General features: G+C 42.5%; 12 protein-coding genes. 8 read left to right on the top strand and 4 right to left on the bottom strand.

The features are described 5' to 3' along the window. Positions 1 to 1,335 precede the first annotated feature (1,335 nt). From L2729_RS19590 to L2729_RS19575, 4 genes are all read right to left on the bottom strand, one after another. Positions 1,336 to 1,572 carry a hypothetical protein gene (locus L2729_RS19590; protein ID WP_248989769.1) on the bottom strand — a complete coding sequence of 79 codons (237 nt, stop codon included), beginning with the start codon at positions 1,570 to 1,572 and terminating at the stop codon, positions 1,336 to 1,338. After that, positions 1,573 to 2,865 carry a tyrosine-type recombinase/integrase gene (locus L2729_RS19585; protein ID WP_248989768.1) on the bottom strand — a complete coding sequence of 431 codons (1,293 nt, stop codon included), beginning with the start codon at positions 2,863 to 2,865 and terminating at the stop codon, positions 1,573 to 1,575. A 98-nt stretch (positions 2,866 to 2,963) separates the two neighbouring features. Then, positions 2,964 to 3,197 carry a hypothetical protein gene (locus L2729_RS19580; protein WP_248989767.1) on the bottom strand — a complete coding sequence of 78 codons (234 nt, stop codon included), beginning with the start codon at positions 3,195 to 3,197 and terminating at the stop codon, positions 2,964 to 2,966. 202 nt (positions 3,198 to 3,399) lie between these two features. Beyond that, a complete protein-coding gene (locus tag L2729_RS19575; RefSeq protein ID WP_248989766.1) occupies positions 3,400 to 3,870 on the bottom strand; it encodes a hypothetical protein in 471 nt (156 codons plus the stop codon). Between the two features lie 263 nt (positions 3,871 to 4,133). Here L2729_RS19575 and ccoN point away from each other — a divergent pair, with 263 nt between their 5' ends. The 8 genes from ccoN (at position 4,134) to L2729_RS19535 (ending at position 11,311) form a co-directional block, all read left to right on the top strand. Next, positions 4,134 to 5,570, top strand: a complete 1,437-nt coding sequence (ccoN, locus tag L2729_RS19570; protein WP_101091677.1) for a cytochrome-c oxidase, cbb3-type subunit I — start codon at positions 4,134 to 4,136, stop codon at positions 5,568 to 5,570. 12 nt (positions 5,571 to 5,582) lie between these two features. After that, positions 5,583 to 6,197 (top strand): cytochrome-c oxidase, cbb3-type subunit II, encoded by a 615-nt coding sequence (gene ccoO, locus L2729_RS19565; protein WP_101091676.1) that lies wholly within the window; start codon positions 5,583 to 5,585, stop codon positions 6,195 to 6,197. An 11-nt stretch (positions 6,198 to 6,208) separates the two neighbouring features. Continuing rightward, entirely contained in the window at positions 6,209 to 6,385 is a 177-nt protein-coding gene (locus L2729_RS19560) for a cbb3-type cytochrome oxidase subunit 3 (RefSeq protein ID WP_102039439.1), read from the top strand. Further along, positions 6,385 to 7,341 carry a cytochrome-c oxidase, cbb3-type subunit III gene (gene ccoP / locus L2729_RS19555; RefSeq protein ID WP_248989765.1) on the top strand — a complete coding sequence of 319 codons (957 nt, stop codon included), beginning with the start codon at positions 6,385 to 6,387 and terminating at the stop codon, positions 7,339 to 7,341. Before L2729_RS19560 ends, ccoP begins: the two co-directional genes overlap by 1 nt. 139 nt (positions 7,342 to 7,480) lie before the next feature. After that, complete coding sequence (locus L2729_RS19550; protein ID WP_248989764.1) at positions 7,481 to 7,960, top strand: FixH family protein; 480 nt, start codon at positions 7,481 to 7,483, stop codon at positions 7,958 to 7,960. A gap of 45 nt (positions 7,961 to 8,005) precedes the next feature. Further along, positions 8,006 to 10,402, top strand: coding sequence for a heavy metal translocating P-type ATPase (locus L2729_RS19545; RefSeq protein ID WP_248989763.1), 2,397 nt, complete (start codon positions 8,006 to 8,008; stop codon positions 10,400 to 10,402). Further along, entirely contained in the window at positions 10,399 to 10,626 is a 228-nt protein-coding gene (gene ccoS / locus L2729_RS19540) for a cbb3-type cytochrome oxidase assembly protein CcoS (protein WP_248989762.1), read from the top strand. Before L2729_RS19545 ends, ccoS begins: the two co-directional genes overlap by 4 nt. Beyond that, entirely contained in the window at positions 10,619 to 11,311 is a 693-nt protein-coding gene (locus tag L2729_RS19535; RefSeq protein ID WP_248989761.1) for a sulfite exporter TauE/SafE family protein, read from the top strand. Before ccoS ends, L2729_RS19535 begins: the two co-directional genes overlap by 8 nt. The last annotated feature ends 19 nt before the right edge of the window (positions 11,312 to 11,330 follow it).

The following is an 11,330-nucleotide window of genomic DNA, read 5'->3' as shown; positions in this document are numbered from 1 at the left end:
AATTCGGGGGTAAAATTACGTTTTATACGTTTAGTCATACGATCACCTAAATAATAACGAGGCCATAATATCAACCTCTAACTAGATGGCCAAATTAACTATGCCACTTCACTAATCTCCCTATGCGCTGTGTGAATTCTACGGACCAGAGTTAAGCAAATTTTTTAAGGAGCCACACAGCGCGCACATATTTTTAGCGTTATCGGTGCTCAACGAGTAAATGATAGTTACTATTTGATTCATAAAAATCTAGTGACGTTGTGATAACTAATTTTTAAATTGTATTAATGGTCAACCCAGGAATTTATCGCCAAAAAAAATACACCTAAGTTCAACTTACTTAGCGTTCCATTGAAAAATGCCAACTATCTATCTACGAATGAATTCAACCACTTTAAGAATGATGCGGACTGAAAACCAGAAGTCATATCCAGAGCTATCTTCGGAAATTATACATCTTGTAACTACTGTATTTAATGGCTTAAAAACAGGTAAGAACTAAGCGGCTACAGGCTAGAATACCTGGCTGTAGCTCAATCGAGAGTACATACTCTTAATGATTTGGTTCACGATATAGCAAGGAGTTTCAATAACACTAGGTACGTGTTTATTAAACACTGCACGTAATATTGAAGAAGAATATTTATCTAATCGATGGGCGATTAAGACTCATTTTGGGCTTTTTAATGAGATGCCGATAATGTGACTTATCGGCATTAACTGATCACGGTTTTATGAATGCTCAAATGTAGACTTACAAGTATAAAGTTTTCAATAGCGCATTTAGATTCCGGTTCGATTAGTTATCAGACAGAAAAACGTAATATATTTATAATCTTACAATATCTTAAGTACTGAGACTGCACCTGTTCTTCTTTTACAGTGCCATTGTTACGTAAATGAATAGTCCATAGGATTACTTATCTTACGGGACAATCAAGCGACTCATACTCTGGCATCACCTATTGCTTGTTATAAACGCTATTGGCTTATCAATAGAAACCCAGTGTCGTTCAAGGTTGGCTGTATCCACGCTGCGTTAAATACTCTCTGAAGAACGAGTATTTTAACTTATCCATAAACACTAAAGATTACACAAGCACCCTATTCTCTTGTTTGAGAGTCGAGAGTCTCAAGTAAGTTAAACTTTCAGCGCCATTCTTTTTGTATATTTGGCATGCATCTTCGCCCATGCTGACATCCAATACCCCAATGTTCGCGTGGGCACAAACGCTAATGGCTGCGCAAGTACCCTATTCACTCGTTATAGCTGCTGATGAAGATTGATGATTTTATTGCTGACTTCACTACTGATATGAGTGATTTATCTGCAGCTTAACTATCTTGAAATATAACGGTTCTTTTTTGCTCTAGAGCAGAATTGCTTATCACTGTCCTATTTTTGGAACTAAGGCGATCAACAAACTGAAAATCCACCTTTGACACTGAATTGCTTAAATTCAACCCTTTTAAATCCGTAGGATGCCTTCTAAAAGGCCATGTTCCTGTTTCTGAAACAACTCTATCATTAGTCAAAAATGTACTCGTACTGCCCCAATTTAATTCATCCATTCAATCGATACCTTGCAGGTTATCGAGCGGTCGATTCTGGCCACTTTGATGACGCTCTATTTGAGTGGTGTGTAGGTATTGCGACGTAGTGTCAATACTCTCGTGTCCGGCATCAGCTTGCACATGTGACAATGGTCGGCCATGAATATTGATGTCATGAGTAATGCCGGTATGGCGAATATTGTGGATACTCAGCTGACGCATTTGCACGCCATCTTCGACAAAGCCATCATTTTCAGCACAGATCGCTGCAAGTACGATGATTTTATCTACCTCTTCTCTTATTTGGCGTATTCCCAAGTTGGCATTAATTAAACCGACTTCCCTGCCTCTCCCTGCTGCTTTTTGCCTAATAATGAGCGGGTGACCTTCATTGGTTTTTGGATAATCCGGTAGGTTTAGGTAATGACGATACTCGACTAAAGCGGCAAGTAAAGCATCGGACATCGATACAGTACGGCGTTTGCCGCCTTTACTTGAAGGAATATGAAAACTCCATATTCCCGTTTGAGGGTTACGCCTAAATTGATCCATAATAGGCGAGTAACCTGCCCTTGCTGATACTTCTGACACTCTTAGATAGCAGGCGTAAATCAGTTTAATGAGAAACAAACTACGTTGATGGATTTCGGGCTGCTCTGCTGCAAGCTTAGTGACAGTAGACATCACATATGACCACTGTAATTCAGTGAAGGCGAGTTGATTGTCACCGTCATTATTGATGCGATACTTTTTATTGGACGAGAACCTACTTTTATTGAGCCACATTTGTGCCGGATTTTTTTCGACAAAATCTTCACTCATAAGATAAGCATAGAAAGAAGACAGAATCGCCATTTTGGTTTTGAGTGCACTTTCACTCAGACGATACGGCTGAGCAACACCATCCACTTTCTTACCTCTAAAGGGTAGCCATTGTGGATTGGGGATTCTGAGGGCGCTGTCCTTTTGCTCTTTAAATTGAGCAACATTGTAAAAACCTATTAGCGTGAGTGGCGGTGCCTGGCAATATTCAACGTATTGGTTTATCTCTTTTCGCCCTGCGGCTGAGACTTCTATTTGAGCGACGTCGAAACACCAGTGTAAGAAAGTGGTTAACTCACTCCGATAGGCTTTATAGTTGTTTTCACTGAATTTCTGTTCACACAGCCAGTCTGTGGCATGCTCGAATACCAAACTCGCGTCTTCAATTCCACAGAGTGCTAGCTGAGTAATATGTTGATTTATGATGGGATTGCCACTTTGAATGAATTGGATAGAGTCAAACAGTGGCATAACATTGGGTAGCTGCATTTTATTACTACTAAGATCACTGACTATAACTGCATAATAATCAGTTACGCTGCATCAAAGTAGCCTTATATTGCTCAGAGGTTAGTAATTAAGCAGAATTAAGCTGTTGTTATACTTATTTTACTGGCGCATTGACTATTACAGTCGCTGGAACAGGCTTTTTCACAATGAATCCGCTTTTCGCAACACCAAAGGCAGAGCTGCCAAACAGTCTGCTTTGACTCGGCGTCTAAGCATTTAAAATCTGATGCACATAAGTGCCCTTGCTGTATGAGTTGGGCCATCTTTTGTTGCGATATACTGATATTGAGGTTTTGGCTTACAGATCCCATGACATTCTCTTATGCGTTATCTTATTTATACTCCTAATATAACTTAATGAGAATGATTATCAATAGCGATATTCAGATAATGAGATTTAAACCACACCTACAACAAGGAACAGCTGTTTACGCTGTGAGATTTCAAAGGATGTTTCAGCCTTAATCACACGACTTTGAAAATCAAGCGCTTGATCATATTGCTTTAGTCGCATTAGCGGGTCTTTTCACTGTCAGCAAGAAACTCAAAGATGGTGAACTTTTCGATACCGTCTTGCTGGTAACTTACAATCGCTTGCCACACCATGTATCCGCTACTACAAGATCCATAGATCAACGGTGCGCTATAAGTGGTTTCGCTGTCTTTAGACAAATTCACAGGGATAATGCCCATAAACATATCTCGCCCTTCAATACGCATTTTTACATTTTCGAGTGGCTCTGAGCTATTCAAACTTAGGGAAAGTGGCTTTTCACTTGGGGTATCCCATGGGGTAATGCGTAAACTAAGTTCAATGTCATCTACGGTCTTGGTACACGCCTTTTCTTGGAAGTTGCACAGTCCAGTATCTTGCTCAAATAACGTGTTATTTTTACTGTTATCAGGTTCACATCCACTGATGTTCATAGCGATAAAAAACGTATATAAAACTCGCAATACTACTGAATTATGAGTAATTTGCACAATAATTAACCTTTTGATTAAATCTATTAACATTCTATTGAGTAGCTTGATCTAGATCAACTTTTCAGCAAGCCTAATTCCTATCTTTTTTGACATAGCTCAAGTATCATTGCATTGCCTTGCTTTTACTTCATAAAACGCAAGGTTACACATTGACACAGACGGCTAATTTCCGATAGGTAACCCGCTTTTTTGTGTCATTTTACCGGGTAGAGTCTCGCTCTACTTAATAATAAGTATAAGTAATAAGCAGTGGAAGCAAAATGATGAACCATTCCCAGCCTCAAGGCGCTGATTACAACTACACTATTGTTCGTCAATTTTCCTTAACGACCGTGTTTTGGGGAATTGTTGGAATGTCAGTAGGTGTATTAATCGCAGCCCAGCTAATCTGGCCGCAGCTAAACTTCGATACTCCATGGTTAACGTATAGTCGTCTTAGACCTCTACATACGAATGCCGTGATTTTCGCGTTTGGTACTTCAGCCCTTTTCGCCACATCCTATTATATCGTTCAACGCACCTGTCAAACCCGACTATTTGCACCTAGGTTAGCTGCATTTACGTTCTGGGGTTGGCAAGCCATCATAATATCAGCAGCAATTAGCTTACCTATGGGTTTCACCCAGGGAAAAGAATATGCTGAGCTTGAATGGCCTATTGATATCGCAATTACCATCGTTTGGATTGCGTACGCAGTGGTGTTCTTCGGTACCATCGTTAAACGAACAACGTCCCACATTTATGTGGCGAACTGGTTCTTTGGTGCCTTTATTATCACCGTAGCAGTGTTGCACATAGTTAACTCTATGGCGGTGCCGTTATCACTAACCAAGTCGTACTCACTTTATAGTGGCGCTGTCGATGCAATGGTTCAGTGGTGGTATGGACACAACGCGGTTGGTTTCCTTCTGACAGCAGGCTTCTTAGGTATGATGTATTACTTCGTCCCTAAACAAGCTGGTCGTCCTGTTTATTCGTACCGTTTATCAATTGTTCACTTCTGGGCACTGATTGCTTTGTACATCTGGGCTGGTCCTCACCACCTACATTACACTGCACTACCAGATTGGACTCAATCACTTGGTATGGTGATGTCGCTTATCCTATTTGCTCCTTCTTGGGGTGGTATGATTAACGGTATCATGACGCTATCGGGTGCTTGGCACAAACTTCGTACGGACCCTATTCTTCGTTTCCTTGTTGTTTCATTGTCTTTCTATGGTATGTCTACCTTCGAAGGCCCAATGATGGCGATTAAAACAGTTAACGCATTATCTCATTACACTGACTGGACAATTGGACATGTTCATTCTGGTGCTTTGGGTTGGGTTGCAATGGTTTCTATCGGTTCTTTGTATCACTTGATACCAGTACTGTATAACCAAGGCCGTATGTACAGCACAAACCTTATTAACGTTCATTTCTGGTTGGCAACAATCGGTACTGTTCTTTATATCGTTTCAATGTGGATCTCTGGTGTAATGCAGGGTCTTATGTGGCGCGCAGTTAACTCTGACGGTACATTGACTTACAGCTTTGTAGAAAGCTTAGAAGCATCTTACCCATTCTACTTTGTTCGTTTTATAGGTGGTGTTTTCTTCCTGACAGGTATGTTCATCATGGCATACAACGTGATCCGTACTGTTAAGGCCCCTAAAGATTCTTTGCCAGCGATTGCTGATGCAAAAGCAGCTTAAGGAGTAGATTCGATGAAATTTAATCATGAGTTAGTTGAGAAAAACATCGGTCTATTAGGGATCTTGACGGTAATCGCAATCAGCTTCGGTAGCTTGGTTGAGATCACTCCCCTACTTTTCCAAAAAGACACGACTGAGCCGCTAGAAGGCCAAATCCCATATACTGCTTTGCAGATAGAGGGTCGTGACATCTACGTACGTGAGGGTTGTTATAACTGTCACAGTCAGATGATCCGTCCACTACGAGCAGAAACAGAACGTTATGGGCATTACTCGGTGGCTGGTGAGTCTGTATGGGATCACCCATTCCAGTGGGGTTCTAAGCGTACAGGTCCAGATCTAGCCCGTGTTGGCGGTCGTTACAGTGACCAGTGGCATGAAGTTCATTTGATTGATCCTCGCGCTGTTGTACCTCAGTCGAATATGCCTGGTTTCCCTTGGTTGGCAGAAAACAAGCTTAGCGGCGAGTTGACTGGCAAGAAAATGGATATCCTACGCAATCTTCATCCGACACATGAGCTGTATACAGATGAAGAAATTGCTGCTGCTAAAGACGCTGTGAAAGATAAGACGGAAATGGATGCATTGATCGCTTATCTACAATCACTTGGTCACGCGCTTAAATAAGGAGGCAAGATATGGATTACGGTACATTACGAGGAATTATAACCATCGTTGTGATGGTTACCTTTATCGGTATATTTGCTTGGGCATATAGCTCTCGTCGTAAAGATCAATTTGACGATGCTGCTAACCTAGTTTTCTCTGATGAAGAGAAGACCGAGGTTTCAAAGGACTCAGGAGAGAAAAAGTAATGACTGATTTCTGGAGTATATGGATCATTGTACTCTCGTCTGTGGTCATCATTGGTTGTATCGTTCTACTACACGCTTGTTCTAAGAACAACACTGGCGTAAAAGAAGGCGAATCAATGGGCCATAGCTTCGACGGTATCGAAGAACTCAATAACCCACTACCAAAATGGTGGAGTTATATGTTCTACATTACTATCGTGTTTAGTGTTATCTATCTTGCACTTTACCCTGGTCTTGGTAGCTTCAAAGGCTTTTTAGGCTGGACGAGCTCTAACCAAAGTGTACGTACTCTCGCAGAATCTAAGCAGGCGGTTATCGATGCTCAAGAGGAAGGACGTTGGGTACAGTATGACCAAGAAGTAAAGCATGCTGATGAAAAGTTTGGCCCTATCTTTAAGGCCTATGCTGACACTCCATTAGAAGAGTTAGTTAAGAATAAGGAAGCGCTGAAAGTTGGCGGCCGTTTATTCTTGCAAAACTGTTCAATGTGCCATGGTAGTGATGCTCGTGGTAGCAAAGGCTTCCCTAACCTCACCGATGGTGCTTGGTTATATGGCGGTGAGCTAGCAACGATTAAGACAACCATTATGAATGGTCGTCACGGTATGATGCCGCCTAAAGGTGGTTTACCAATCGAAGATAGTGAGTTACCTGGTCTTGCTGAATATGTTGTTAAGTTGTCTGGCCGTGAACATGACGCAGCACTTGCTGCTCAAGGTCAAGGTTCTTTCATGAAAGGCTGTTTTGCCTGCCATGGTATGGACGGCACAGGTAACAAATTCATGGGCGCACCTAACCTAACGGATAATGCATGGCTATACGGCGGAAGCCGTGGTGCTATTCAACAGTCAGTTAAGAATGGTCGTAGTGGCGTCATGCCAGCATGGAAAGATGTATTAGGTGAAGAAAAAGTTCACGTAATCTCAGCATACGTTTATAGCTTGTCAAACAAGTAGTTACACTTAAGTAACATTAAACGTAATATTAAGGCCTCGTCACAAACGAGGCCTTTTTTTTAAGTGCTAAATCACACTTTTAACGGTAAAATGGCGGTTCTTAAAAACGTCGTCTCTCAGCAAATAATAGGTGTAAAAAATGTCTACTCCTCAGCCTTGGTATAAACAGTTCTGGCCCTGGTTTCTTATTGTACTTCCGCTTTGTGCCGTCGTTGCAAGTTTCAACTTATTATATCTAGCCATTGATAATAAGGACTCCCTTGTTTCTGAGGATTATTATAAAGAAGGTAAAGCCATTAATATGGACCTTCGCAAAATCAAACATGCAAAACAGTTGGGTATGAATTACCTGCTCGAGTTTGATGATGAGTATGTCGAACTTTCTCAGCAAGGTGGAGAGCAATACCAAGCTGCACTTAGTGTAGGCTTTTTCCATCCTACAATGGCGGAACGTGACTTTAATCAGATAGTCACAGCAGACGCGAATGGCGTATATCGCATTGAGATCCATCAAGCGATGTCAGGACCTTGGGAAGTTCGCATTGAAGGATTTGATCAAACATGGCGGATCCAGCAACGCGTCACGCTCGTTGATGATAAGCAGTACTGGCTAAACTAATTTCGAACCTCTTTGATCGCAACATAAACGTATGAACCCAAATCTATGAGTCAAATCAGTTGTTACCATTGTAGTGAACCTGTATTAACCGGTAGCCAGTTCACTACACGTATACAAAATGAAGATAAAGCGATGTGCTGCCCTGGCTGCCAGGCTGTATCGCAAGCGATTATCGATGCGGGTTTAACGAATTATTATAAGTTTAGAACCGAGCCCGGTAACAAACAAACGGCGCTGGTGCCAGAAGAGCTTAACAGCGTCAGTGCCTATGATCTGCCTGAAGTACAACAAGATTTTATTCATCAACGCGATGATGTAAATGAAATATCTTTAACTATTGACGGTATCACTTGCGCAGCTTGTGCCTGGCTTATTGAGCAGCAGGTCAAAAAACTTGCGGGTATTGCGAACATTCAAGTTAACTCTACGACGCAACGAGCCATTATCAGTTGGCACGCAGAGCAGGTGAAACTCAGCGCAATTTTAAATAAAATCAGCGCGATAGGCTACCAAGCTGCACCGTTTCAGATTGACGAACAAGAAACGAGAAGTAAGAAAGATAGCCGCAAGTTTTTGTTGCGCTTAGGTCTTGCGGGCTTTGCGACCATGCAGGTGATGATGTTCGCCCTGGCCCTGTATTCTGGTTACTTTACCGAACTCGATATAGAGTTTAGAGATTACTTCCGCTGGGTCAGCATGCTCTTTGCTGCCCCTGTTGTTTTCTATTCTGCTCAACCTTTCTATTTTAGTGCCATTCGTTCCATTTTAATGGGCCGGTTAAATATGGACGTCTCTGTCAGTATCGCTATTTGTGGTGCCTACATAGCCAGTTGCATAGAGACTATCAACGGGACTGGAGAAGTCTATTTTGAGTCCGTCTCTATGTTTACCTTCTTTTTATTGCTTGGACGTTACTTTGAGCAAAATGCTCGCCAAAAGGCGTCCGTGAGCTCCAGTAATCTACATAAACTGGTGCCGCTGACTGCTTTTCTTAAATCAGACAATGCGATTGAAGAGGTCCCCGCTAAGCGTCTTGTTATCGGAAATTTGATTATAATTAAGCCTGGCGATGTTATTGCCGCTGACGGCATTATTATTGAAGGCAGTTCTTCGATTAATGAAGCGATGTTAACCGGTGAACAGATGCCATTGGCTAAATCTGTCGATGCTCAAGTCTTTGCCGGCACCATTAACATTGAGCAACCCATAACGGTAAGAGTGACGGCATTAGGACAAGATCAACTCGTTGCAGAAATCATCAGGTTGCAAGAGATTGCTTCAAACAGTAAACCTAAAATTGCGCTGTATGCCGATAGGTTTTCAAATTATTTTACTGCAGCCATTTTGTTGATTGCGACTGGGACATATGCCTTTTGGTCATTTTATTCACCAGAAGATGCATTTTGGGTGACGTTATCAGTGTTGGTTGCTACCTGCCCTTGTGCGTTAGCGCTGGCAACGCCTACAGCGGTCACATGTGGCACAGCAATCCTCACAAAGCTGGGAATTATTACCCGTAAAACGGGTGTATTTGAAAAGCTGCCTAAGCTTAACCATATCGTTTTTGATAAAACAGGCACGCTGACACTAGGCTCATTGTCTATTACTGATATAGAACTGGTGGAATGTAGCACTAGTGCTATGACAAAAGAGCATGTTCTTGAGTATGCGGCAGCACTTGAAGCAAGCTCACTTCATCCTATTGCCCATGCATTCCAAGGCCACTTTAACCCCGCGATCAGCGTAGCCAACAAGCAAAACTTTGTCGGCAATGGCCTTCAAGGTGATATTAATGGCCAAAAGGTAAAAATTGGTAGCCAATCATTCGTTAACGGCACTAGTCACCTTGAGTCAGACGTTATTGTTTGGCTGAGTCTCGAGGGCGTTGTGCGGGCTAAATTCACTTTAGCAGATGAAATCAGGCCTGATACAGCCAATGCGGTGCAGTCATTGAAGAAACTGGGGTGTAACATCAGTATTGCTAGTGGTGATAACTCTGGTGAAGTTGAAAACCTGGCCAAACGACTCGGTATTGAAGATGTTCACAAAGGTTTATCTCCTGAAGACAAATTATCGTTAGTCAGAAAACTACAACAGCACTCCCAAGTCGCTATGTTTGGCGATGGCATCAATGACGCCCCTGTGCTTGCAGGAGCCAACCTTTCGGTGGCGATGGGCAGCGGCGCCGCTATTAGTAAAAACAGTGCAGACATTATTTTGTTGGGCGATAACCTATCGCGTTTCTCTGACGCCGTAAAAGTCGCTAAATTTACCGGGCGGGTTATCAAACAGAATTTGTTCTGGGCGCTGGGTTACAACCTGTTTATAATCCCTTTAGCTGTTAGCGGCCATGTCGCGCCCTATATTGCAGCTATTGGCATGTCCGCCAGTTCACTTATAGTCGTTAGCAATAGCTTAAGACTACTCAAGGTACGTGTATGAGCATTATTTATGTCCTGATCCCCATCGCTATGTTATTTGTTCTTGTCGCTGTAGGTGTCTTTTTTTGGGCGGTTAAATCGGATCAATTCGATGATCTTGATAAACAAAGTATATCTATTTTGTTTGAAGACGACAGTCATGAACAAAAAGCTAAGACGGAGATAGACACCGCCACATCAACGGCTGAGCAGAACGCCACAGGGAAAAATAAAGACGGTGAATGATTACAGCGTATTCGGTGCCTTTCTCGTTGGCATAATGGGCGCTGGACACTGTATTGGGATGTGCGGTGGTTTGGTCGGTGCTTTATCCGCAAATTTACCTCAAAACGATGGCAGTAACCGATTAGTCAATCAACTGGGTTACCTGTTTAGCTATAACAGCGGACGGATCATCAGCTATACCACAGCTGGAGCGCTCGTAGGGGCCAGCACTAATGCGCTTGGGTTATTGTTTGACGTTGACCTATACTTATTAGTGCTGCGGATTTTAGCGGGCCTTATGATGGTCATCACAGGCCTTTACATTGCGCAAATATGGTCTGGTATTGTACAACTAGAGCGTGCAGGTAAATGGCTTTGGAAGTTGATATCGCCCATCGCAAATCGCTTTATCCCGATTAAAAATAAACGACAAGCTTTTATCGCTGGCGGGTTATGGGGTTGGTTACCTTGTGGTTTAGTCTATAGCATGCTGACTTGGGCTGTGGCGGCGGGGAATGCCGTTGACGGCGCTATGGTGATGGCCGCTTTTGGTTTAGGCACCCTTCCCGCTTTATTAAGCGCCGGTGTTGCAGCGAGTACTTTTAGTCGTTGGGTGCAAAAAGCGTCAGTCCGAAAAGTCAGTGGCTTAGTGTTAATCGCCTTCGGAATACAGACGCTATATATTGCAATTGGGCAGCTAAACTAGCCCCATTTATTAAATTAGT

The sequence above is a fragment of the Shewanella gelidimarina genome (assembly GCF_023283945.1).
GTDB lineage: Bacteria > Pseudomonadota > Gammaproteobacteria > Enterobacterales > Shewanellaceae > Shewanella > Shewanella gelidimarina.
Note: the sequence above shows the minus strand (reverse complement) of the source record. Positions and strands in the feature narration are given on the sequence as shown.

Coding starts and splice junctions, on each gene's coding strand:
- L2729_RS19585 (WP_248989768.1), bottom strand. CDS start 2,865: ATGCAGCTACCCAATGTTATGCCACTGTTTGACTCTATCCAATTCATT.
- L2729_RS19550 (WP_248989764.1), top strand. CDS start 7,481: ATGTCTACTCCTCAGCCTTGGTATAAACAGTTCTGGCCCTGGTTTCTT.
- ccoP (WP_248989765.1), top strand. CDS start 6,385: ATGACTGATTTCTGGAGTATATGGATCATTGTACTCTCGTCTGTGGTC.
- L2729_RS19580 (WP_248989767.1), bottom strand. CDS start 3,197: ATGGGATCTGTAAGCCAAAACCTCAATATCAGTATATCGCAACAAAAG.
- ccoS (WP_248989762.1), top strand. CDS start 10,399: ATGAGCATTATTTATGTCCTGATCCCCATCGCTATGTTATTTGTTCTT.
- L2729_RS19590 (WP_248989769.1), bottom strand. CDS start 1,572: ATGGATGAATTAAATTGGGGCAGTACGAGTACATTTTTGACTAATGAT.
- ccoO (WP_101091676.1), top strand. CDS start 5,583: ATGAAATTTAATCATGAGTTAGTTGAGAAAAACATCGGTCTATTAGGG.
- L2729_RS19545 (WP_248989763.1), top strand. CDS start 8,006: ATGAGTCAAATCAGTTGTTACCATTGTAGTGAACCTGTATTAACCGGT.
- ccoN (WP_101091677.1), top strand. CDS start 4,134: ATGATGAACCATTCCCAGCCTCAAGGCGCTGATTACAACTACACTATT.
- L2729_RS19560 (WP_102039439.1), top strand. CDS start 6,209: ATGGATTACGGTACATTACGAGGAATTATAACCATCGTTGTGATGGTT.